Origin of the sequence: Bernardetia sp., from assembly GCF_020630935.1 — a bacterium.
Taxonomy (GTDB): Bacteria; Bacteroidota; Bacteroidia; order Cytophagales; family Bernardetiaceae; genus Bernardetia.
The window spans coordinates 1-23,499 of sequence record NZ_JAHDIG010000039.1 but is presented as its reverse complement, the minus strand read 5'-3'; the positions used below and the strand labels follow the sequence as shown (position 1 = coordinate 23,499).

Sequence of the window (23,499 nt, the reverse complement as noted above, 5' to 3'; positions counted from 1 at the left end):
ACAGCTTGAATCTGTACAAATTTTTACTGATTTGCTAAAAAATAACTCTGCTTAGAAAAAATGCTAGAAAAACTAGAAACTATTGATTGGCACAATCTACAACATGCTTACGGAGCAGCCTCTGATATTCCTGCAAATATACGTGCGCTTGCTAGTCCACATAGAGAAGTTCGAAAACAGGCTCTTTGGATACTTTATGGAAATATTTTTCATCAAGGAACACGCTATGAAGCAAGTCCTTATGCCATTCCGTTTTTGTATGAACTTGTGGAAAATGAAGAAGTTGAGGACAGGCATAAAATAATCTACTATATTGTTCAATTAGCATTAGGATATGAGAGTTCATATCTACAAGAAGGAATTAATCCAAGACAGATAAAAGCAGAACTACGACAAGCTCACGAAGGTATGTCGGAACAAGAAATCCAAAATAGCAAAGAATATGGCTATAGTTATTTGGCTCTTTTAGATTGTTACTGTTTTGCAGAAGATGGAGTTCCTATTTTACAAGAAATTATACTAAAAACTCCAAAAGACGAAAAAATAGAAAACCTAGCTTTGGTTAATGCTGCTGTCTATGCACTAGGTTGGTTTGCAGAAAAAGGAACAAGCTCGGCAGAACTTATAAAATCTCAAATTCCTTTGTTGAAAGACGAAGAAGATATAGCAAACTGTATTTTGTCAATTGGTTTGCTTGCAAAAAATACAATTCCACAGATAGATATGACTTTTTTAAAAGATTATCTACATTCTTCTTCTCCACTTTTAAAAACTTCGGCAGCGATTGCTTTGGCTGAAATGCCACTTACAGATACAATTATAGATATTCTCATTACAGCCATTACTTCTAATGAAGAATTGAGAGATGTAGATGTACGATTCAATAAAGGAGATTTGAATGGTTATGCTAGTGGAATCTTGACAAGATACGCTCAGACAAAAGAAGAAGAACAGAAAATACTTTTAGCTTTAAGCAAAGCATTAGCAGAATTGAATATGTATCAAGCTACATCTACTACCAGTTTTGTTTTGGAAATTTTGAATAAAGATAGAGAAATTCCCATCAAGGAAACCAAACTCAAAGACTTAGAAGAAAACGAAATTATTGCGCTAAAAGCCATTGCCAATTCCAATGGCTGGGGAGAAAATGGTGTCTCATTTGGCAACTTCAAACTTTTATTAAGAGATGCAGGCTTACCAGATGCTAAGAAAGAATTTTTGGAGTTTTTGGAAGAGTAAGTTCTACATCATAGATTAATTATAATCTGTAATGATTACACTTGCTATAACTATTATAAATAGTATGAATACCAAAATCATTGAAATACCAATAGACTTAAAATAAGATTTGAGATATTCGACAGCCTTTTGCAGAATAAAACTATCTGATTCTCTAAGTGCACTTTCAGCTTTCAAGGCAAAAACAAACAAATATACCAAGGGAATAATAAAAAAAGCAAGCATAATCCACATAACAACGGCATCACCTAAAATCATTTCTCTTTCAATTACCGACAAACCAAATAAAAGAGATAATAATACTACTGCCAGAAGCCCTAATATTGAGATAAATTTTGCCCAAAATACTACTCTTTTTAGCAACTTCTTCGTTTGACTATTCAGCCCAAAATGAATAGATTCTTCAAAAATATCTTTATCTAAATTTTCCATTAAAAAAGCCTTACCAAATTAGGGAATAAAATAATTAAAGTCATTAAAAGTAACTGAATAATAATAAAAGGAACAATTCCACGATACAAATGTCCCGTCTTGACTTCTGGAGGAGCAACACCTTTCAAATAAAACAATGAAAATCCAAAAGGAGGAGTTAGAAAAGAGGTTTGAAGATTCATAGAAACCAAAATAGCAATCCAAATCAAATCCATCTGATAGGCTGCAAAAATAGGCGTTACGACAGGCATAAAAATAAAGACAATCTCAATAAAATCAATAAAAAAACCAGCCACAAACACCAAAACCATCACTAAAGCTAAGAAAGCATAAGGACTAAGATTTGCTCCTTCAATAAAATCTATCAAAATTTTATCGCCTCCCATTCCACGAAAAACAAGCCCAAAAGCCGTTGCACCTACCAAAATTATAAAGACCATACAAGTAAGATACATCGTTTCTTTATTGACTTCCTTAATGATTTTCAGATTGAGCTTCCCTTCAAAAGCTGTTAGAATTGTAGCCACAAGTGCGCCCACACCAGCAGCTTCCGTAGGTGAGGCAATACCAGAAAAAATAGAACCTAATACTGACAAAATGAGTAACAATGGCAAAACAAAAGCCTTGAAAAGTAATGAGAAAGTCAGTTGGTCTTTAAATTCAGCTTGTTCTTCTTTCGGAATAGGTGGGGCAGCATTTGGGTTTTTCCACGCTGTAAAGAAAATATAAAGGATATATAAAATAACAAGCAAAATACTGGGTACAATAGCTCCCACAAACAAATCTCCGACTGATACGTTCATCACACTGCCCAATAAAACCAATACCACACTTGGAGGAATAATCTGCCCTAAAGTTCCTGCACTTGCGATAGTTCCTGTGGCAAGTTCGGGTTTATAACCACGTTTGAGCATTGTGGGAAGGCTGAAAAGTCCCATCGTTACGACAGTTGCTCCAACTACGCCAGTAGAAGCAGCCAAAAGCGCACCCACAATTACAACAGCAATTGCCAATCCACCACGCAAACGCCCTAAAAGCAAAGCCATTGTTTCTAAAAGCCGTTCTGCAATGCCCGATTTTTCTAGCATAACTCCCATGTAAACGAAAAGGGGTACAGAAATCAAAACAAAGTTTGTCATCGTACCATAAATACGAAGGGGAAGCAGATTAAAAAAGTCCCATCCAAAAAGATAAACACCAAACAAAACAGCTACTCCACCCAATGTAAAAGAGACAGGATACCCTTTAAGAAGCAGGACAAAAAGACAAGCAAATAGCAATAAGACGAGCATAGAAATATATGGATGTAGTTCCCTTTTAAGTCAAGCGAATACAGAAAGAATTATTTTTATGCAAATTAATGAAAAAAATGAAAGCTAAGGCTTCAAACCCACAACCAAAATATCATCTAGTTGAGATTGATTACCTTGCCACTCTTTCAGATTATCTTCTAAAATTTCTTTCTGTTTTTCAAAGGTAAGTTGATGATTCTGCTCTAATAGCTCTGTTAGGTAATTAGACTGAAAGCGTTTTCGGTCGGTTTGGTTTCCTCCAAATTGGTCTTGATAACCATCAGAAAACATATAGAAACAAGTAGAATCTTCAATAGAAATTGTATGGGTAGTAAACTCTCTTTTGAGTTCTTTTTGCTTTCCTCCAATAGTTTTTTTATCTCCTCTTATTTTTTGAGTAATTCCATTTTGAATATAAATGAGTGGAATTTTTGCTCCTGCGTAAGATACTTGTTTTTCTTCTTTATCTACCACCAAAATAGCTACTTCCATTCCATCAGAATTATCTTTTTGTTCTTGTTTGAGGGCATATCGCACACCTTTGTGCATACGCTCTAGTATTTTGGCTGGGTCAGTTACTCGGCTTTCTATTACAGCGTGAGTAAGCAAATCATTTCCTATCATAGACATAAACGCACCTGGAACGCCGTGTCCTGTGCAGTCTCCAACAGCAAATATTTTTTTATTGTCCAGTTCTCCAAACCAATAAAAATCTCCACTCACAATATCTCTTGGTTTAAACAAGACAAAATGTTCTTCGAAGGCTTGATTAAGCCTATTGGCTTTTGGAAGAAGGGCAAACTGAATATCCTTTGCATACCGAATACTGTCTGTAATGAGGCGATTTTGTTCCTCCATTTTTACATTTACCTTTTGGAGTTCCATGTGTTTGGCTTCTATAAAATCTCTTTGAGCCATTATTTCTTCCTGTTGCTGATGTAGCTCTTCATTTTGTGTCAGTATTTCTTCTTGTTTGAGAGTGATTTCTTGTGTGCGTTCCTTGACTAGAACTTCTAGCTTTTCAGTTTGCTCTTGTTGCATTTCCAAAAGTTCTTTTTGCATACTTTCTTTTTCTTTCTTGAAAATACGGTATCTATCACTCAAAGCCACCGAAAACAATACAATTTGAAGAATAAAACCAATATCAGAACCATATCTAGTGATGAAATTATCTGTGATAATGCCTTGTATCGATAAAGAACTTAGCACAGCTCCTACAAAAAAGCAGCTCCAAGCTAGTAAAAAAATACGAGTTGCTTTGACTCCTTTTCTCCATGTATAAATACAAACTCCCAGCATTAAAAATTGAGTAAAAATAGTAAATAAAACTCCTATTTTGGCAACTGTGCTATATGAAAAAATAAAACTAGACAATATGAAAACTCCTCCCAATACTGATAGAAATATAAAAAACTTATCTAGAGTCTTGTTTACCTTGTTTAAAGAAAGAAAAAAGCGAGTAAACATATATACAAACACATAATATACTCCCATTGACATAGATATTAAGGAGTGGTCAAGCCAACTAATATGTCCATGTACAAACAAATATCCGTGTCCAAACAGATTGAGAGCATACGTTCCAGCTCCTGCTAACAGAAAAATATAGGCTAAATAAGTTCTATCTTTTAAGAAGATAAATAAAACCAAATTATACACTATCATTACCAAAAACACTCCGTAGTATGCTCCAACAATAACATTGTATAGCAAATTACTCCAAACTAATTCTTCTAAACTTTTTATTTGTAAAGGAATGGTTACTTTTCCATTAGAAACAACTCTGATAAATATTTCTGTTGGGTCTTCTGCTTGTTTTTTAAGAAGAAAGAGGGGTTGATAGTGTTTATAATTAATGTCTTGTATTGCTCTTGTGTCTCCAAAATATTCTTCTTTCCACTCCCCATTCTTTTGATAGAAAAAAGTAACAGAATCTAAAGCAGGATAACCTACTTCTAAAAATACTGGGTTTGATGTAGATATATCTAACTTTAGCTTTGCCCAATAAACAGAGGAAGAAATACCAAAATTATGTTCTGTAGTAGAAGTAAACTTTGCATCTTTGATTTGCTCAAAAGTAAGTTTGTGCGAAGCATCTTCTATATACCATAGTGTATCTAACACGATAGTCTTGCTTTTATCAGATACATAAACAGTATTTTGTCCTTTTAATAATGAGATAAAAAACAAAAAGAAACTGCTAAGTAGTATTATTTTTTTGTATAATGATGTGTGCATATATTTAGACTATCATACAAGTTGTTCAATAGTGATTTATTAAGATACATTTTTTTACTGATACAGACAACACTTGAAGTGATATAATCTTCAATGATTTTATCTATATTTTTAAAATACCTCATTGATATGCCCTTTACTTTTGCTCATCCTGCTATTGTTTTGCCTTTCGGCACTATTTGGAAACGCTATTTTTCACTAACAGCTCTCTTTGTTGGAAGCATGACACCAGATTTTGAGTATTTTTTACGCCTAAAAGTGCGTAGCGAATATTCTCATACCATTTTTGGAGTCTTTTGGTTTGACTTGCCTTTGGGAATTATCCTTTGTTTTATTTTTCACTTGTTTGTAAAAAAGCCCCTTTTTCAAAATCTACCTCATTTTCTACAAACTCGTTTCAAGCAATTTATCAACTTTGATTTTACAAGTTATTTTAGATACAATTATGTAGTTGTTATATTCTCGGTTCTTTTAGGAGCTTTTTCTCATCTATTTTGGGATGCTTTCACACATCACGACGGATTTTTTGTAGAGCAGTTTTCTATTCTGCAAACAAAGAGCAGACAAGAAGTCATTAGTGTTTTTTCTATACCTATATTTTCTTTTCCACTCTATAAATTTTTACAGCACTTTAGTACGTTTGTAGGTGGAATTACGATTTTATTTTGGATATATAAATTGCCAAAAAATTTGGAAGTAGTATGTCCTGTTTCATTAAGTTATTGGCTTTCTGTCGTTGGAATTTTTGTCTTACTTTTTAGCCTTCGTATTTTATTTATGTCTCATTTACATATTGGAAATTTTATTGTCAGTGGCATAGCTTTCATGATGCTTTCGCTCATTTTGGTAGGTCTTTTTTATAAAAACCGATAAACTGTCAAACTATCTTTGCCTACAAGGAGTTTAGCTGTCTATTTCGTATTTTTGCAATTCATTATTCAATTAGCTACAAAAAGCATTACAAAACATAAATTAATGTCTATACAAGTTACAAAAGAAGGAGTTTTAGAAGCACTCTCCACAGTAGATGACCCAGATTTGAAAAAAGATTTGGTAACGTTGGGAATGATAAAAAATATATCTATCGAACAAGAGCCTAGCCGAACCACAGTTCATTTTACAGTTGTTTTGACAACACCTGCCTGCCCTTTGAAGGAACTGATCAGAAATAACTGTGAAAAAGCCATTCATGAAAAGTATGATGAAACAGTTCGTTGTCAGATAGAAATGACTTCAAATGTTACCAGTATCCGAACAGGAAAAATACTTCCAGAAGTAAAAAATATTATTGCTGTTGCCTCTGGAAAAGGTGGTGTTGGAAAATCTACGGTAGCTTCAAATTTAGCTGTTGCGCTTGCTCAAACTGGTGCTAAAGTAGGCTTGATAGATGCCGATATTTTTGGACCTTCTATTCCTACAATGTTTGATTGTGAGACGGCACGCCCTGGTGTTCGTCAAGAAGGAGAGCGTTATATCATCTTGCCTTTTGAAAAGCATGGTGTAAAACTTCTCTCTATCGGATTTCTTGCCCCTCCAGATGATGCGATTGTGTGGCGTGGTCCTATGGCAAGTTCTGCCTTTCGTCAGTTTTTAGCTGATACAGATTGGGGAGAATTAGATTATCTATTCATTGACCTTCCTCCCGGAACGAGCGATATTCATCTCACATTGGTTCAGACTGTGCCTGTAACAGGAGCAGTAATAGTAACTACGCCTCAAAGAGTTGCCCTAGCAGATGCACAAAAAGGAGTGGCAATGTTTACACAACCTAAAATTAATGTTCCTATTTTGGGAATTATAGAAAATATGGCATATTTTACTCCTGCCGAACTTCCAAACAACAAATATTATCTTTTTGGAGAAAATGGAGGAAAAGTGTTGGCAAAGCGCAATGATGTGCCGTTCTTGGGAGAAGTTCCATTAGTACAGGCAATTCGTGAGGCTGGCGATGAAGGCATTCCACTAGCAGCCCAAGAAGCTGAAGGAAAAAGTCTTGAAACTCAGTCAGAACTTGTTACAGAAACATTTAAAGAAATTGCTCAAAAATTGGCACAAAGTGTAGCCCTAAGAAATGCAGAGCAAAATCCAACAGAAGCCGTTTCGCTATCCTAAAATTGTTTCAAAAATTAGTTATCTTTGAATAAGAATAGTTTTTATAGAGCTTTTACAAATTAGTAGAAGCTCTATTTTACAAAAAATATAAAAGTAATACCATTATGAGTTTAACAGAAAGAGTAGAAAAAGCGTTGGACACAGTACGTCCTTATTTGAAAGCAGATGGAGGAGATGTAAAAGTAGTAGAAATTACAGAGGATGGAATAGTAAAAGTAGAAATGATTGGAGCATGTGGTTCTTGTTCTATTTCTCCTATTACCCTCAAAACAGGCATAGAACAAGCGATTTTAAACGAAGTAGAAGAAATAAAAAGTGTTGAGGCTATCAACCTAACAGGTAGAGAACAAAAAAATGTAGCTGTTTAGAAAACTTAAAATGTAAGCAAAACAGAAGAGAACTTACTCAAAAAAGTTTTATCGTTGGTTTGTTGGAAAGATTGTATAACCTTGTGTATTTGAACTTTAATTAGGTATAATATAAAATAATTTCAATTTTTTAACCAAATTTTAAGAAATAGCTTGCAATTATCAGTATCAAATCATACATTTGAGAATAGAAATATACTTATACTTGGTATAAGAAAATTTCTAAGCTTTTTCATAGCTGGTTGAAAGCCTTGAGGGGGAGGCATTGCTTCCCTCACAAGTTTCAAAAAAGGATTATTTCTTGTATGGTTTCGAATGAGGCAAGCCTTATCCCTACACAAATAATCATATAGCTTTATGGAATTTTTTTTTAGCTCTTCTCTGATTGCTGCATTTCGCCCTCTCAATTTATTTCTCATTGTTCTTACGCAAACACTAAGTAGTGTTTTTTTATTAAACCATTCACTTTGTATTTCAAAATTATTTAATCAAAATCAGTACATAAATTTTTATCTGATTGTTTTGGCTACTGTTTTGAGCGCAGCAGGAGGCTATATTTTAAACGATTGTTTTGATAGAAAAATAGATGCCATTAATACTCCTGAGCGTAGTCAGTTTACAGAAAAAAATCTTTCTTTACTCTATTTTTTTAGCTTTATTTTATTTGGAGTCTCTATTTTTATAGGATTTGTTATTAATTTAAAAATTGGTTTTTCAGTTTTACTAAGTATCTTGATACTCATTTTTTATGCTAAATACAGTAAGAAAGTAGGAATTTTAAAACCAATTTTAGTTTCCTTTCTGACAGCTTTTTCGATTTTTATTGTTAGTATTTTAGAATCTTCTATTCCTGTTTCTATTTACTTTTTTAGCCTGTGGGCATTTTTTCTATCTATGCTTAGGGAAATTGTCAAAGATTTGGAAGACTGGAAGGGAGACGTTTTTCAAAACAGCTTTACTTCTGCCATTCAGTTGGGAAAACAGAAAAGCCATTGGTTTCTCTATATTCTTTCTACTTTGCTGATTTTCTCAATACTTCTTTCCATATTTTTTGTTCCCAATACAGTTTCAAATACGACACATAAAATTATAATGATAAGTCTGATACTATTTTTTATGATTAAGCTGAATAATGCACATTCTGTTTCTTATAAAAAACTAAGTTTGTTTTGTAAAATTATGATGCTTGTAGGAATTTTGGGAATGGTCGTATATTAATAAAACCCTAAGGGTCTTGAAGCCCCTTAGGGTTTGTATTTTATTCATCCTCTTTCAAAGAAGCTGTCTGTACATTCGTTTCTGTCTTTTTACTAAGAGAATCTACCAACGCTGTGAGTTGCTTTTCTAGTTGCTCTACTTTCTTAGCTAGAGTAGAATTAGCATTTTGGTTTTCTTCAAGAGAAGCAACTAATGTTTTAAGCTCTGAAAGCTGCTTTTTGAGCATTTCTATTTCAGACTTTTGTGTTTGGATTTCCTCTTTTTGGTTCTCTATGATAGTTTGCTGCTCTTTAGTCGCTTCTATCAAGACAGGAATTAAATCTATATAGTGAACAGACTTAAATCCTTCTGAATCTGTACGTACCAAATTAGGAAAAACCTCTTCTACTTCTTGTGCAATTACACCAAATTGTAATCTGTTACCTCTTTTTTCCTTGTTCTTCCAAAAATACTGAGTTCCACGTAAAGATAAGATATTTTGAAGAGAATTATTAAGTGTACTTATTTGTGTTTTATAGCGCATATCACTAGAGAAAGGACTATTTGTTGTTGTTCCTGCAACATTTAAGTCTCCTGCGATATCTACATCTCCATTATTTTCGACAAAAAACCTATCTACACCACTATTTTGAAGTGTCAATATTCTTTGTGTTCCTATTGTACTTCTAGAGTTTACAGAAAGAGCTGCTGTACTTGTGTTGCCACCATTGATACGCAGGGTAGGTGCTGAACTATCATTGTTACCTTCGTTTATGAGGACTATAGGTTGTGGTGATATGTTTCCTGTACCTGTTCTACTAAAAAAAGCAGCCCTAGACTGTCCTACTGATGATGCTTCCAGTGTGTTGATTGTACTTGCAGTATTAGTTCCTACTAGAGATAATACATCTCCATTATTTTGCACATTCAGCTTTGCTGTTCCTGTTGTTGTTCCCATGTTTACCAAGCCATTACTTCTTATCCTCATATTTTCTACTCCATTTGTATAAAAGCTCATCTCAGCCTCCAAAGAAGGAGAAATAGCAGTAGTAACCATTTCTATTCTTCCTACATCTTGAAAAGTAGAGCCATTATATCCATTAAAAACTACTTCTCCTATCTTATCAGTTATTGCAAGTCCAGCAGGAGAACCAGCAGAACCATTAGCACTAGAAAGTTTAATATTTGCAGGCAATCCTGTTCCTTCTCTCTTAATATGTAAGTCGGCATCAGCTACTGTCGAAAAGTCTCCTATTCCTACTTTACTTTGTCTTATTACATCTCCACCTAATTCTTGCCACAAAGAAGCTCCACCAGAGAGGTCTTGATTTCCCCAGAACAGGTTTCCTCCATCTGCATATAAGAAATTACCAGATATAGGTGTAACACCTCCAAAATTTGGCATATTAATTAAGCCGTTTACTTGAAGTTCAGACTCTCCTCTTCCTATTTCTACATTTCCCTCATTAAAAAACTGTAGAAATACTGTTCCTTGATTTCCATCTCCTGCTCCTGCATCTAAAAACACATCTCCTCCTCTAAGAGATCCATCTGCATCTGCTCCCTGTAAGTCTAATTTCGCTCCTTCATAGATATTAACTCCATCTGTTATATCTTGAGCTTTTAATTCTATGCTTCCACCGAAAGACGAAGAACCTATATCTACACTAGCTAATTGAACCTCAAATTCATTCACTCCAACTGCATCCCTTCCTAAAAACAACAATTCATTAGGTGTAGCCTCATCATCTTCAATAATAAATTCAGCCTGTGGAACAAGCGTTATTTGCATTGCATTATCTGCAATATTCATTTTTTTATTTCCATCTACGTGAAAGCTAAGTTCATTTTTAGAATTAGCGAAATTTAAAAGACGAGTTTCTATTTTAGCTCCTTCTTGAAAACTTCCATTGTAGCCTTCAAAAATAATTTTACCAAGTAATTGATTATCTGCTATATCCTGCTCATTGTCTGTAACGCTTCTTCTAGCTGTTCTGAGTACAATTTTGGAAGCATCATTTAAATTAGCTGCTCCTACTAAAGTTGCTATTCTCATTTCAGCTTCTGTTCCTAAACTTCGTATGTGTAAATCAGCATTTGGTAGTGCAGAAGTGAAGTTTCCAATACCTACATTTCCTAAATCATAATAAATATTACTTCCTTGAAAAAGCCAAGGATTTGTAGCTCCAGCAGAAATGTTTTGTCCATCCCAAAATAAATCTCCACCATTCGCATATAAATTATTAGTTCCAGTAGGTGCAGATATATTAGATAAGTTCAAGCGTCCATTAAGAAATATTGGTCTATTATTAGTAAAACTGCCTATTGTTGTGTTACCTTGAACACTCAAATCGCTACCTAGGGTTGTAGTTCCTGATATATCAGTATCACCAGAAAGAAATATTCCTCCGTCTCCTGAATCCCCTGTTCCAGCAGTTATGTTCACATTTCCTCCTATTCCATTACCATTACCACTAATTTCATTACCTGCTGTTATATTTACATTTCCACCTTGAAGAGAAGGTCCAGAAAAGGTTTCTCCAGCATCAGCAGCTTTGAGTGTGATAGAACTTCCATTAAAATCAGTAGCAGTTCCTAAATCTAAATTAAATAAACTTGTTCCATTGCCAATAAGGTCTATATCACTTCCAAATGTTCCTCCTAAGTTTATGTGATTACCTGCAGCAGTAGTTCCATTACCATCAGTTAGTGTACTGCTTGTAACGATTTGACTTCCATTCCAAAATAAATTTCCAGTTTGTGCATATAAATTATTTGAACCAATAGGTATGGTAGAAATATCTGGCAAATTTAACCACCCATTTAAAAGCAACTTAGAATCTAGATTGACATCATCTCCAATTTCTACATTTCCTCCATTGTCTTGTAGAAAAACTGTTCCGATAGTTCCTGTACTGGCAGCAAAACCTCCTCCTTTTAAATATAGATCTCCCCCTTTGGTATTAGAGGTTTCACCTCCTTGTAGATTTAGACTAGCTCCTTTATAAAAATCACTCCCACTTGTTGTGGTTTGCGCTACAATATTTATAGTTCCACCTGTGTTTTCTGTAGTTTGTCCTAAAACTAAATCTGAATCAATTCTTTCTGAAGTTGTTTTAATAATTTGAAATATACTTGTATTTGTCGCTTGATTTCTAATATCAAATTTGCTACCCACTAGATTTGTTAGATATGAATTTGTTGTATATGTTCCACTATTGGTACTAGTAAAAAATGAAGCATTTGCTCCATCTGTAACGCTAAAGGGAGCGTTTATGATAGACAAATTAGATGGAGAACCACTAGCAGTTGAGAAAACAAAGTTCTGATTATTCAAATCAATCGTAGTGGGTCCAGTTAAAGCTCCTCCTAAATTTATTTGATTGCTTGGACTTGGACTAATGGTGATTCCATTTCCAGAACTCAAAGCAGCACCACTAAGCTGAGTAGCAACATAATTTTCTACAGCTGCTTCTGTTACTAAGTTTAGATTACTTGTCGGACTACCTATAGAAGTTGCAATATTATTTACACTATGAGAGTTTAATATCAAGCTATCACCTATACTCAAATTTTGGCTAATAGTAGTAGTAGTAGAATTTATACTTACATTTCCACTAGAACTTAGTGAAACCTCTCCCCCTGCATTTACAGAAAAATCAGCACTTGGATTCACCTCAACATCACTTCCATCATCTGTAATAGAACCATTTATTAACTCTTGATTTGTGTTGTCCCAACGAGGAACAGAACCATCTGATAAAGTCCCTACTTTGGGGTCAGTTTCCAAAGAAGAAATAGGCTGCCATTCTACTATGTTACTAGCATTGGTTGATAGTACTTCATTTACTCCTCCTGCTTCCATATCTTCTGCTTTGATACTTCCATTAATTATTTTATTACTTGTTATAGCATTATCTGCAATTTTTGGTTCTGTAACGGCATTATCTTCTAAATCTAGCCTATTAATAGTTCCATCAGCTATGTCATTCCCATTAATAGAACCATTAACTATATTAGTAGAATCGATGACATCATTTGCAATAGTAGGATTGGGAAAAGTCCCTGTCAAATCTCCTCCTGCTGTTCCAGTTGGTACAGAGGCTGCACTTCTATCAATCCAAACTACGTCTCCATTGGCATTCGTCCCCAAAATTTTATTTTGTCCTCCACTCGCTATATCTATGGTTTGAATAGTTCCATTATCTATTTTTATAGAGGTTATGGAATTATTGGCTACTGAACGTGCTGCATGTGCATACGGAACAGCACGCAAAACAGTAAGAGGGGTTAGTGTATTTCCATTTACGCTTACCCGTAAGCCCAAAGTAGGATTGTTTACAAAAAAATTGGGAGCAAAAGGAGCATCAGTACCTAAAACAACAGAATAGAGTCCGTCTTCCACATTTACCGTCTGTGTTTCAGTCCATTCAATAGCGTTAGTCGTGGGATTGATAAGTTCGAATACCATCGTTACAGAACCTGAAAAAGGAATTCCATTTTCTACCAGTTTTCCTTGATAGGTAATTTGTTGTGATGGTGTTTGGGCTTGCAGTGTAGCAACAAACAAACAAGTAAACACTGCTATCAGCAATGCCATTTTTACTAAACCACTCCTTTTTAAATGGTTAGTTTGATGTAATAATGAGTAGTACAGATTCATAGAAGTAGTATTGATATTTAATTAATTAATAAGTTTGATAAAAATAGTTTTTATCTGTGTATATGATTACACTAATTTACATTTTTTTCATAACAATATTTATAACAACGTACCCACAAATTCAAAAGTTCGGTTTTTAGAGTACTGGACATAAATATAAAAAGTTGTTGGAGTCGCTTTGCTAAAACACCAACGAACGGTACTTTTCCCTGTTCTGTGACTCGCAGGACAACAAATATCTATGGATGTCCAGTACTTTATTCGGTTTTATCTTTAGATGCTTACTTAAAATTTTTCCATAAAAAAACCTTTGCCTACCCACTAAGCAAAGGTTTTTTATTTATTTCAAAAGCAGATTTTTAATTCTAATTCTTAGAATAACTAAGTATTTTTTCTATTACATTATTTGATGGTTTGTGCCTTGTTTGACAATCATCCATTTGCTTCTTTAAATTTACTACCTCATAAAAAAATTGTTTTAATTTTTCGTTTGATTGAAGCAATGATTCTATGTCTGTATTTTCTATGGATGATGTTTCTTTGTACACATAACGTACTATCATATTTTGTAATTCTTGAAAATTATTTTCTTTCAGAATAGATGATAAGTTATGATTTTCTGATAGGATTGGATTTTTCATACGCTTTTTAGCTTATATGGTAGAATAACCTTTGTTTTTTTGAGTTGTCCTGATTGTAAGCTCGTATTCAATCCCTTCCAACGATTATGCTTAATGAGTAAGTTTATTTAGATTTTTATTCATCTCTTCACTTGCCTCCATAAGTTTTCTAAGATTGATAAGAGCATAACGCATTCTTCCCAAAGCAGTATTTATACTAACATGTGTTGCATCTGCAATTTCTTGAAAACTCATATTAAAGTACTGACGCATAATCAAGACTTCTCTTTGAGCATCAGGAAGCTGACGAACATGTTTTTTCAAATTCTCACAAATCTCTTGCTCTATATGAGCTTCTTCCGAAGATTTTTGAGTAAATTCTATAGTATTAAAAACCGTACTACCGTCTTCTACGGTAATGGTAGGGTAGCGTTTTTGCTTTCTAAAGTAATCTATTCCCAAGTTGTGAGCAATACGAGACAACCAAGGCAAAAATTTACCCTCTTCATTGTATTTGCCCAAACGAATAGTATCTACTACTTTTATAAATGCCTCTTGCATCAAATCTTCTGCGATATAAGTATCTTTTACAATCGTAATAAGAATAGTAAAAATTCTATTTTTATGGCGATTGAGCAAAACAGCAAAAGCATTGTCGTTACCAGCTTTGTATAAACTGATGAGTTGGCTATCGTCTGCTTGTAGTAAATCTTCTAAAGGAAAAGCATCTATTTGCTTCTTGACCTTATTCGTTATTTTCTTTGATTTTAAATTACTCTTAGTTTGCATCTTCTTAACGTGGCTTAATAGTGGGTATTGCTTTAAACAGAAGTACAAAGCGTACTGCATCTGTAATAATTGCTTGATATAGACAAATATAACAACGTTTTATTAAAAATAAAAGTTACACCTAAAATTTATTGAATTAAAAAACAAAACCCCTTATCATGAATAGTGCCATTTACGACAAACACAACCTTTACATCGGTAAACAAATCTTTATTTTCGACGAATGATTAATAATTAACGATTAATTTTACAAATAAATAGACTGATTTGCGATTTAGCAATCAATTTTATATGTATTTATAACAATTTTTATTACACAAATAATTTATAACAAAAATGAGTACTTTTTTAACAAACTTCTCTCACGATTTTTTTATGTATGAAGCCTTGAAAGAGGCTCAAAAGAGTTTTGAAGTAGGTGAAATTCCTGTGGGAGCTATCATCGTTCACGAGAATACAATAATAGCTAGAGCGCATAATATGACAGAAAAACTACAAGATGTAACTGCTCACGCAGAACTTATTGCCATTACTTCGGCTTCCAATACCTTAAATTTTAAGTATTTGACAGGTTGTAAGTTGTATGTAACCCTTGAACCCTGTGTAATGTGTGCAGGTGCGCTGGCGTGGTCTCAAATTTCGGAAATCTATTATGGGGCAAATGATTTGCAACGTGGTTTTTCTGTGCTAACAGATTCAAAATTATTTCCAAAAAAGATAAAAATAGAAAATGAAATCTTGACGCAAGAATGTGAAGAGTTATTAAAAAAATTCTTTAAAAAACTTCGTCATTAGTTATTTATTTTGACAAAACCATTTTCAACCAAACCTTAATTGGTTTAAAAAGCAAATGCAAATGATACGATTTTGCTATCAGTTAATTTTTTTTCACTTTTTTTTCTTGCCGTTTGTATGAGAAAAATTCTTTGATAATAGCAAATAAAAAAAAGTCAATTTCAAAACTGTATTCTACAATTTTAAAACTGACTTCAAGTTAAAATCATCTTATAATTTAACTTTTATTAACTTATTATCACCTAAAATATATTCTGTTTTGAGATACTTTACTCAAATTTGGTTACCAAATTAGCCATTTCTAAGAATGGAGTTGGTAGTTCTTCAATATTGCTTATCAAATTAGGATGTTTTGTATTATAGGTGTGGTCTGCTTTTTCAATCAAAACTAGCTTTGCATTTTGGTTCGGATTTGTACCTGTATTAGTCCATTCATAAATCTCTTCTGCATCTTGTTGTGTAACAGATTGGTCGTCTGCTCCGTGGATAATCAGTTGAGGCATTTTTACTCTTGCTAATTTTTCTGTGGCATCTTTTACAGAGTAGTTTTGAGGTTGCTTTTTAAAATCTTCGTAAAAAGATTCAAATAAAGGCATATCTTGATTGGTTCGTCCGTTTTTGATAATTACAACACCTTTTGAATGCCATTGCTTTTTGTTTTGCTCATTGAAATAACGTTTTTCTAAATCGCTAACGGCTGAAAGTGTAATTACTTTTTTAATTCTCTGGTCTTTCGACGCATAAATAATAGCTGTGCTTCCTCCTCTGCTATGCCCAACCAGACGAATATCTTCTATATTGCGTTTTGGCAGGTCTGAATTTTTGTTGTAAATAAAATTTATTACTGTAGCTGTATCAGAAAGTTCTTTTGTTATGGTATTTTGTCCGAAGGCTTCCAAATCTTCAAAATCTACAGGGTTTTCAGCAGTTGTTCCATTGTGTGAAAAACTGACTTTAAAAACCAAAAAACCTTTTTGTGTCCATATTTGTGCAAGCTGGTCGAAAGCTCCCCAATCTTTAAAGCCTTTAAAGCCGTGTAAAAAAACAATAACTGGGGTTTTGTAACTTGTCCTCTGTTCTGGAACGTGATAGTCTATAAGAATAGATTTTGCAGGAGCTAAAGTATTAGGTAATTTTATTTCAATTTTTTTCATGTGTGTGAGAGGTTTGTCGTTGATGAAAACATCAAAAACGGCTGAATTTTGAATTGCTAATTTACTCAGTTGCTGACTTTCAAATCTTTTACAAACGAAAAATAATCAGACGAAAAATTAGTAAAGTTTTTATATGAAATCTTTGGTGTTTTTTCAAAAAGATGAGGATACATCTGTCTCCACGTTTCTAAAATAAAATCTATACGCTTTGTAATCAAGTTTTTATTTAATACAGTTTCATCTTCTCTAGTGTCTGCAAAAGTATGTTTTGCTCCAAGTGCATCGAAAAAATCAGCATGTATAATTTGAAAATAAAGGTGTAAGCACTCTTTTGTAGGACGAGCCAAGCCATAATTAAACAAACAATAGCCAGCAATATATTCAAATACAAAAGGAGTAAGATGTTCTTGGTCATTTTTTTCAAACCATAGGGCAGCCTGCAACTGTTTTTCTATAATTTCTTTAATATCTTGCTCATAAGCAGGTTTTGCTATGCCGAAAGTAGATTTGGTTTCATAGAAATTGAGTAAGAGTTCTTTGTCTGACATCGTCAATATTTTCTCAAACTCTTTAATGGCATAGTCATTTCTCTGAACAGGCAAACGGTTTTGGTCGTAAAAAACAATTTTATGAATATCTTCTAAAATGGCTGTTAGTGTTCCCTCTGGCGTAAGCAAATAATCTATTCTATATAGCAGTGTAAGGAGCATATACGATATAGCCGAAGCCAATCTCTCTGTGTGTAGCGTCTTTACTTTTTCTAAAGTTTCTTTTATCCATTTTTTCAGAAAGCGTAATTTTACTTGTTGCTGCTCTTCTGATAAGTATTCGATGTGTTTGTCATCAATAGCTTCCAACTGATTTTTAAACTCACTCAAAAGTAAATCGTCTTGAGAATCTGAACGAGTTGCAATTTCTCTAAGTCCGTTGTAGAGCTTGCCAGCAAAACTATCTACTGTATTGGTTGTGAAACGAATCCAAATCACGCCATTTTCATCTAATGAAAAACCACTATATAAAAGTTCGTAATTCATTTCCATCAGTCGTCGTCCAAGTGCTACGTGTAGGTTGTCTTTTATCTTTACGAGCTTCACTTCTCCAACAAACTCTTCCGAATTGGCAAAACCACGAACTATCTTTGAGCCTTGCTGAAGGGTAAAATCTATTTTAAAATCTGTAATATCTCCACCTTCGTTTACTTGCACAGTTTCGTAACTCAAATTACTCTCATCGTCATCTAACAAGTAATTAAAAAACTCTAAATAGGCTTGCAAATAGTTTTTTTGTTCGAAAAAGCTCGTCGACCTTGCCCAAGCATCATATTTTTCTAATGTTTTGTGTGCATCAGAATATCTGCCAAAGCGTATCGTAATTCCGTCGCTAGTATCTGTTTGTCCGACAAAAGCAGTTATTATTTTTTTAAAAAGCATTTAATTAATTGAAAATGGACAATGGATAATTGTAAAAACTTCAACTTCAAGTATGTGAATTACATAAAAAATAATACACACCAGTTCTACACAGTTCCTTTAATTCTTAGAAAGAATATCAAAAATAAGACTTAATTTTTTGAAATTCGGCTTGATTGTTCGTATTTTTAATAAAAAAAGAAACGTTACTCATCTAAAAGACTTTAAGATAAGGATAAAACCCTAACTTTGAAACTTATCTTGTAAGTATGAGTTTTCTAATCGTTAAGCTACTTTCAATTTTCCATCAAAGAAAATTTAGCCAATATTTATGAACCTATTTTTCTACAAAAAATATATTTTTCTGTCTCTCTTTTTTTTAGGTCTTGTCGTAGGCTTTTTTAGGTGTGTGCCGATTGAAGACCTTTTGCCTCCTGTCGTTAGAGACTTTACGATAGAATCAGAATATAACGTAACGGAAACCATTTTCTTAAATGCTGCTCTTTCAGATAATTTCGGCATTGGAAGTGTACGAATAGAGATTGAATACACGGGAACAGGAAGTAGTACGCTAAACGATACGATATTCTTAGATAGCGATAGCATTAGAGCTAGATTGGTGAGTTTGAATGAATATAGAATCAAAACCATTCCAGTAGATGCAAAAACAGGAATATATGACTTTAGACTTATCGTAACTGACCGTCAGACTGCAGAAGGAAAAGAACCCAATGTAACAAGAATTGAAAGGACATTTGCTGTTGGGGGAGATAATTCTATACCAGACCCTTCTGGCTTAAATATAAATATAGATTTGAATTCAGAATTTAATATAGAGGAAAATTTGCATATTATACTTTTAGACGAAGCAAATAGAAAGTATCAAGCCTGCCGAGGAAGCGTCATACCTATATCAGGTTCAGTAAGTGATAATGTTGCTTTAGACAAAATATCTGCTCGTTTTGAAGGATTTTCTGATTCCGTTCTTATTGACTTAGAGAACCAAAATTCTGTACAATTAAAAGAGCTATTTCAACGAGAGCAAGTTAAAGTCCCATCCGTGCCTAATAGAACAACACTTAACTTGATATTTAGAGTATGGGACGGTGTTGGTAACATTAGCACAACTAATTTTTCTTTTTTGGTAGACTGTGATGATCAAAGTCCAGAGATAAAAAATGTTATCACTAACCCTAACAACATAAACGAGGAAGGAGAAATAGAAGTAATAGAAGGACAAGAATTATTTATTACTAGAGTAGAAGTAATTGATAAACTCGAATCAAGTTCTCTTGATAATGATGGTAAACTAAAAGACTTATTTATTTATTTTGATAGTCAAGAAAATAATCCTTTTTATAGTCTTATAGATATTAATAAATCTGACACTATTATTACCTCTTTTAATGATTCTATCGTACCTATCCCCTCTGATGCACAAAAAGGAGACATGTACAAAATTATTACAGTAGCTACTGACACTGCTGGTAATGCTCCTACTACTCAAGAGACAGTTATTAGAATCATAGAAAATGCAGCCCCTAGTATAAACGTCAATAATATTGGTAAGGATAATTCAAGTGAACTAATTCCTATTGGTTCAGATACAACAAATATTTTGGCAGGTACTACTTATAGGTTATTTGATAAAATTATTGATCTTTCAATATTGAAAAATTACGTAGCTACTTGGCAAAAGGAACAAGGATCTCCAATTACAATAGGACAATTAAATGATATAAACTCTGTTGAAATTAACTTTGTAGCTAGAAATATTATCGATATTAATGATCCAACGAAACAATATGTTCCATTTACAGTAGAAGATGGTATAAGGAGTGGTACTGTTTATACTCTTACGATACAAGCAGAAGATATTTCAGGTAAAATAAGTCGAAGAATTTATTACTTCAAGGTAGAGTAAAACCACAAAATCAAAAACTCATACAAAAAACGAGGATAACCCTATCAAAAAGTTATTCTCGTTTTTGTTTTAAATAAAATGAAAACTATTTTTTTATTGTTAGGAGGAAATCTAGGAGATAGAAATGAGAATCTTGCAGCAGCAAGAGAGTATATTTCTGTGCAAATAGGAACAATACAGAAGGTTTCTTCTATCTATCAAACGGCAGCGTGGGGCGTAGAAAATCAGCCTGCTTTTCTCAATCAAGTGGTGGAAGTTTCGTCTTTACTCTCTTCTCAAAAAACTCTCACTCAGATAAATGAAATAGAGAAAAAATTAGGTAGAAAGCGTTATCAGAAATGGTATGCTCGTACGATAGACATTGATATTCTCTACTATGAAAATGAGGTTGTAGATGAAGAAAATTTAAAAATACCTCATCCATTTTTACATCAGCGTCGTTTTACACTTGTTCCTTTGGCTGAAATTGCACCTAATTTTGTTCATCCTACTTTGAAAAAGACGAATCAAGAGCTTTTGGAAACATGTGAAGATGATTTGCCAGTGGAGTTGCAATTAGTAGAAAGCAGATAAAAACTGGTTATTTTCTATTATTTTTGTATTCTATTCTCAACTATTCACTACCCTACATTTATAAAATGAAAAAAATTCTCTTTATAGACCGTGACGGCACTATCATAAAAGAACCTGCCGATGAACAGATAGATTCATTGGAAAAACTAGAGTTTCTGCCAACCGTTTTGAGAAACCTTTATGAACTAAAAGCCAGCAACGAGTATCATTTTGTGATGGTAACAAATCAAGATGGATTAGGAACAGTAAGTTTTCCAGAACATACGTTTCATCCTGCCCACAACAAAATGCTCAAAACGCTAGAAAATGAAGGCATCGTGTTCGATGAAATTTTAATTGACAAAACGTTTCCTCATGAAAAATCGCCTAATCGTAAGCCAGAAATTGGATTAGTAAAACATTATCTAAACAACCCTAACTTTGATATACAAAATTCTTTTGTTTTAGGTGACAGATTTAGTGATATTCAACTAGCTAAAAACTTAGGTTGTAAAGGAATTTTGATTGCAGAAGATGATAAAAAAATCAAGGAAGAAAATCCAGAGCTTGCTAAAACTTGTACTTTCGTAAGTGAAGACTGGACAGCAATAAAAGACTTTTTACTTGCTCCACAGGCAAAATTTGGTTCAAGAATCGGAAAAGTAAAACGCACAACCAAAGAAACAGATATTGATATAGAAATAGATTTGGATGGCACAGGAAAAGCAGACATCCATACGGGTCTTGCCTTTTTTGACCACATGTTAGAGCAAATTGCCAAACATGGAGAAGTAGATTTGAAAATTCAGACTAAAGGAGATTTGCATATAGACGAGCATCACACTATCGAAGATACAGCTTTAGCTCTTGGGGAAGCTCTTTTGAAAGCCTTTGGAAACAAACGAGGTATCGAACGCTATGGTTTTTGTCTGCCAATGGACGAAGTTTTGGCACAAGTTGCCCTTGATTTTGGAGGCAGACCATGGCTAGTTTGGGAAGCTGATTTTAAGCGAGAAAAAATTGGAGATGTTCCGACAGAAATGTTTATGCACTTCTTCAAATCGCTTAGTGATACATCAAAATCAAATATCAATATCAAGGCAGAACCAAACGAAGGAGCTAACGAGCATCATAAAATTGAAGCCATCTTTAAAGCTTTTGCTAAAGCCCTAAAAATGGCAAAAACTCATACAGGCTCTTCCGAATTGCCTTCTACAAAAGGAGTTTTGTAACAAATCCTCTACAAAAAATTTTAAATAATAAACCCTCGTTGAGGTTCAAACGCAACCATCAAAGAGGGTTTTATTTTTAGTTTCTAGCCAACCACTTTTTAAGCTCTGTTACTTTTTCTGTGTTTTCCTCTACCCACTTGGCAGCCTTTTCACTAGAAGACTGACTAACCCAGTAACAGTATGTTTCCAGATGCTCAGACTCTGAGAGTGCATGAAAAATAGGTGCATACAACGACCACCAAATATTTTCTTTATTATCCTTAGACTCTAAGAGACTAAAAAAACTTTTTGTATTAAATCTGAATTTTCCTTCTTCTGTATCTAAGTCATCAAACAACACTATTTTTTCTGTTTTGGTGCTGTCGTTTTCTTCTAGTTTTTCATTGATAGAATCTTCTAATTCTTTGCTAGAATACATAGCTTTTGTAGCATTGACTAATGACATTGCCATCTCAATGACTGTAAACTCATCATCTTTTGCTCCTCCAATATTAATCGTAAACTCATTATTCCCATTTTTCTTTACATTACCTACAAGTTGTTTTTGTAATATTTCGAATGCTTTTTCTGACCTCTGGGATGAAGGTTCTAAAAGCAAGAAAAAATTTAAAGCCATCATACTAGGAATTTTTCGTCCCCTATCATACTCTACAAAACCAAGTATGAGGTGACTACTAGCATGCTCTGGATTCAGACCAATAGAGTTCATCAGTTCTTCTTCAGCTTTCTTTAAGTCTCCTATTTTATAATAATTGAGAGCAAGATTGTAGCGTATTAGATGATTCTGAGGGTATTTTTTAGCTGCACCATCAAGCAATTTGATAGACTTTTTGGTCTTTCCGAGCATATCTAATGCAGAGCCTTTAATAATATAGCCTTGTTCTGTACTTGTGGAGTTAGATTTAATAACCTTATCACTATACTTGATAGCCGTCTTATAGTCTCGTTTGTGAAAATAGGTAAGTGCCATTTCATAGAGAATAACTGGCGATTTAGGAACTATTTTGAGAGCTTCTTCATATTTTTTTAAGGCTTCATTGTATTTTCCTTTGTCGTGCAGAGCTATTCCTTCTTGCAAAAGCTGATTAGCATCTTGGGCATACAGACTAGAAAAACTCATAAAAAACAAACAGAAAAAGAGCGAAAAAGCAAATAACTTGGGTTGTAATAACTTCATAGATAAAATAAGATAAGGAGTAAATAGATAATTTCTAAAAGTACGAATAAATGTACAATTTCAAGTTACAAATACATAAAACAGGAGAAATTGGATGTTATTGTAGTATTGGAAAATAAAAAATAGACATCCTTTTAGAAAGAATGTCTATCTCATTAGAGTACTGAATATCAATAGATATTTGCTGTTCTGTGAGCCACAGAACAGTGACAAGTTGTTTAAGACCTGAAAAACGGTAAGCACAAGATAGAACCCTTATCTTGTCCCATAAAACTTTGAATTTTGGCTATTGTTTTGCGCTGTTCT

Annotated in this window: 18 protein-coding genes; 9 read left to right on the top strand and 9 right to left on the bottom strand. The window is 33.6% G+C overall.

Annotated elements, in window-relative coordinates:
* The first annotated feature begins 60 nt into the window (after positions 1-60).
* The gene (locus QZ659_RS11925) at positions 61-1,239 is read left to right on the top strand and encodes a hypothetical protein (RefSeq protein ID WP_291726047.1); all 1,179 of its coding nucleotides are present in this window, start codon (positions 61-63) and stop codon (positions 1,237-1,239) included.
* Positions 1,240-1,254: 15 nt separating this feature from the next.
* Here QZ659_RS11925 and QZ659_RS11920 read toward each other — a convergent pair whose 3' ends face one another.
* From QZ659_RS11920 to QZ659_RS11910, 3 genes are all read right to left on the bottom strand, one after another.
* Positions 1,255-1,671 (bottom strand): hypothetical protein, encoded by a 417-nt coding sequence (locus QZ659_RS11920; RefSeq protein ID WP_291726046.1) that lies wholly within the window; start codon positions 1,669-1,671, stop codon positions 1,255-1,257.
* Complete coding sequence (locus QZ659_RS11915) at positions 1,671-2,963, bottom strand: TRAP transporter large permease (protein ID WP_291726045.1); 1,293 nt, start codon at positions 2,961-2,963, stop codon at positions 1,671-1,673. Before QZ659_RS11915 ends, QZ659_RS11920 begins: the two co-directional genes overlap by 1 nt.
* Positions 2,964-3,047: 84 nt before the next feature.
* Positions 3,048-5,201 carry a 7TM diverse intracellular signaling domain-containing protein gene (locus QZ659_RS11910; protein WP_291726044.1) on the bottom strand — a complete coding sequence of 718 codons (2,154 nt, stop codon included), beginning with the start codon at positions 5,199-5,201 and terminating at the stop codon, positions 3,048-3,050.
* 129 nt (positions 5,202-5,330) lie between these two features.
* Between QZ659_RS11910 and QZ659_RS11905 the strand changes: the two genes are divergently transcribed.
* The 4 genes from QZ659_RS11905 (at position 5,331) to QZ659_RS11890 (ending at position 8,899) form a co-directional block, all read left to right on the top strand.
* Positions 5,331-6,074 (top strand): DUF4184 family protein, encoded by a 744-nt coding sequence (locus tag QZ659_RS11905; protein ID WP_291726043.1) that lies wholly within the window; start codon positions 5,331-5,333, stop codon positions 6,072-6,074.
* A gap of 108 nt (positions 6,075-6,182) precedes the next feature.
* Positions 6,183-7,313 (top strand): Mrp/NBP35 family ATP-binding protein, encoded by a 1,131-nt coding sequence (locus tag QZ659_RS11900; protein WP_412728042.1) that lies wholly within the window; start codon positions 6,183-6,185, stop codon positions 7,311-7,313.
* 104 nt (positions 7,314-7,417) lie between these two features.
* Positions 7,418-7,681 (top strand): NifU family protein, encoded by a 264-nt coding sequence (locus QZ659_RS11895; RefSeq protein WP_291726041.1) that lies wholly within the window; start codon positions 7,418-7,420, stop codon positions 7,679-7,681.
* Between the two features lie 357 nt (positions 7,682-8,038).
* Positions 8,039-8,899: a geranylgeranylglycerol-phosphate geranylgeranyltransferase gene (locus QZ659_RS11890; RefSeq protein ID WP_291726040.1), complete on the top strand. Its 861-nt coding sequence runs from the start codon at positions 8,039-8,041 to the stop codon at positions 8,897-8,899.
* Positions 8,900-8,939: 40 nt separating this feature from the next.
* Here QZ659_RS11890 and QZ659_RS11885 read toward each other — a convergent pair whose 3' ends face one another.
* The 3 genes from QZ659_RS11885 to QZ659_RS11875 all read right to left on the bottom strand — a co-directional run bounded on the left by QZ659_RS11885 (position 8,940) and on the right by QZ659_RS11875 (position 14,950).
* A complete protein-coding gene (locus QZ659_RS11885; RefSeq protein ID WP_291726039.1) occupies positions 8,940-13,478 on the bottom strand; it encodes a tail fiber domain-containing protein in 4,539 nt (1,512 codons plus the stop codon).
* 428 nt (positions 13,479-13,906) lie between these two features.
* The gene (locus QZ659_RS11880) at positions 13,907-14,182 is read right to left on the bottom strand and encodes a hypothetical protein (RefSeq protein WP_291726038.1); all 276 of its coding nucleotides are present in this window, start codon (positions 14,180-14,182) and stop codon (positions 13,907-13,909) included.
* A gap of 90 nt (positions 14,183-14,272) precedes the next feature.
* Positions 14,273-14,950 (bottom strand): RNA polymerase sigma factor, encoded by a 678-nt coding sequence (locus QZ659_RS11875; RefSeq protein WP_291726037.1) that lies wholly within the window; start codon positions 14,948-14,950, stop codon positions 14,273-14,275.
* A 336-nt stretch (positions 14,951-15,286) separates the two neighbouring features.
* Between QZ659_RS11875 and QZ659_RS11870 the strand changes: the two genes are divergently transcribed.
* Complete coding sequence (locus QZ659_RS11870; protein WP_291726036.1) at positions 15,287-15,745, top strand: nucleoside deaminase; 459 nt, start codon at positions 15,287-15,289, stop codon at positions 15,743-15,745.
* 269 nt (positions 15,746-16,014) lie between these two features.
* On the opposite strand, the gene QZ659_RS11865 is transcribed toward QZ659_RS11870, so the two are convergent.
* Complete coding sequence (locus QZ659_RS11865) at positions 16,015-16,953, bottom strand: alpha/beta hydrolase family protein (protein ID WP_291726065.1); 939 nt, start codon at positions 16,951-16,953, stop codon at positions 16,015-16,017.
* Between the two features lie 11 nt (positions 16,954-16,964).
* Positions 16,965-18,329 carry a hypothetical protein gene (locus tag QZ659_RS11860; protein WP_291726035.1) on the bottom strand — a complete coding sequence of 455 codons (1,365 nt, stop codon included), beginning with the start codon at positions 18,327-18,329 and terminating at the stop codon, positions 16,965-16,967.
* A gap of 310 nt (positions 18,330-18,639) precedes the next feature.
* Between QZ659_RS11860 and QZ659_RS11855 the strand changes: the two genes are divergently transcribed.
* The 3 genes from QZ659_RS11855 to hisB all read left to right on the top strand — a co-directional run bounded on the left by QZ659_RS11855 (position 18,640) and on the right by hisB (position 22,016).
* Positions 18,640-20,232: a hypothetical protein gene (locus tag QZ659_RS11855; protein ID WP_291726034.1), complete on the top strand. Its 1,593-nt coding sequence runs from the start codon at positions 18,640-18,642 to the stop codon at positions 20,230-20,232.
* Positions 20,233-20,310: 78 nt separating this feature from the next.
* Positions 20,311-20,805: a 2-amino-4-hydroxy-6-hydroxymethyldihydropteridine diphosphokinase gene (folK, locus tag QZ659_RS11850; protein ID WP_291726033.1), complete on the top strand. Its 495-nt coding sequence runs from the start codon at positions 20,311-20,313 to the stop codon at positions 20,803-20,805.
* A gap of 65 nt (positions 20,806-20,870) precedes the next feature.
* Complete coding sequence (hisB, locus tag QZ659_RS11845) at positions 20,871-22,016, top strand: bifunctional histidinol-phosphatase/imidazoleglycerol-phosphate dehydratase HisB (RefSeq protein WP_291726032.1); 1,146 nt, start codon at positions 20,871-20,873, stop codon at positions 22,014-22,016.
* 76 nt (positions 22,017-22,092) lie between these two features.
* On the opposite strand, the gene QZ659_RS11840 is transcribed toward hisB, so the two are convergent.
* Positions 22,093-23,193 carry a tetratricopeptide repeat protein gene (locus QZ659_RS11840; protein WP_291726031.1) on the bottom strand — a complete coding sequence of 367 codons (1,101 nt, stop codon included), beginning with the start codon at positions 23,191-23,193 and terminating at the stop codon, positions 22,093-22,095.
* Between the last annotated feature and the right edge of the window lie 306 nt (positions 23,194-23,499).

What these genes read in the sequence shown, in the direction of transcription:
- QZ659_RS11925 (WP_291726047.1), top strand. Translation starts at nt 61, where the DNA reads ATGCTAGAAAAACTAGAAACTATTGATTGGCACAATCTACAACATGCT.
- QZ659_RS11920 (WP_291726046.1), bottom strand. Translation starts at nt 1,671, where the DNA reads ATGGAAAATTTAGATAAAGATATTTTTGAAGAATCTATTCATTTTGGG.
- QZ659_RS11910 (WP_291726044.1), bottom strand. Translation starts at nt 5,201, where the DNA reads ATGCACACATCATTATACAAAAAAATAATACTACTTAGCAGTTTCTTT.
- QZ659_RS11885 (WP_291726039.1), bottom strand. Translation starts at nt 13,478, where the DNA reads ATGGCATTGCTGATAGCAGTGTTTACTTGTTTGTTTGTTGCTACACTG.
- QZ659_RS11840 (WP_291726031.1), bottom strand. Translation starts at nt 23,193, where the DNA reads ATGAAGTTATTACAACCCAAGTTATTTGCTTTTTCGCTCTTTTTCTGT.
- QZ659_RS11890 (WP_291726040.1), top strand. Translation starts at nt 8,039, where the DNA reads ATGGAATTTTTTTTTAGCTCTTCTCTGATTGCTGCATTTCGCCCTCTC.
- QZ659_RS11895 (WP_291726041.1), top strand. Translation starts at nt 7,418, where the DNA reads ATGAGTTTAACAGAAAGAGTAGAAAAAGCGTTGGACACAGTACGTCCT.
- folK (WP_291726033.1), top strand. Translation starts at nt 20,311, where the DNA reads ATGAAAACTATTTTTTTATTGTTAGGAGGAAATCTAGGAGATAGAAAT.
- QZ659_RS11915 (WP_291726045.1), bottom strand. Translation starts at nt 2,963, where the DNA reads ATGCTCGTCTTATTGCTATTTGCTTGTCTTTTTGTCCTGCTTCTTAAA.
- QZ659_RS11860 (WP_291726035.1), bottom strand. Translation starts at nt 18,329, where the DNA reads ATGCTTTTTAAAAAAATAATAACTGCTTTTGTCGGACAAACAGATACT.
- QZ659_RS11870 (WP_291726036.1), top strand. Translation starts at nt 15,287, where the DNA reads ATGAGTACTTTTTTAACAAACTTCTCTCACGATTTTTTTATGTATGAA.
- QZ659_RS11875 (WP_291726037.1), bottom strand. Translation starts at nt 14,950, where the DNA reads ATGCAAACTAAGAGTAATTTAAAATCAAAGAAAATAACGAATAAGGTC.
- QZ659_RS11905 (WP_291726043.1), top strand. Translation starts at nt 5,331, where the DNA reads ATGCCCTTTACTTTTGCTCATCCTGCTATTGTTTTGCCTTTCGGCACT.
- QZ659_RS11880 (WP_291726038.1), bottom strand. Translation starts at nt 14,182, where the DNA reads ATGAAAAATCCAATCCTATCAGAAAATCATAACTTATCATCTATTCTG.
- QZ659_RS11855 (WP_291726034.1), top strand. Translation starts at nt 18,640, where the DNA reads ATGAACCTATTTTTCTACAAAAAATATATTTTTCTGTCTCTCTTTTTT.
- hisB (WP_291726032.1), top strand. Translation starts at nt 20,871, where the DNA reads ATGAAAAAAATTCTCTTTATAGACCGTGACGGCACTATCATAAAAGAA.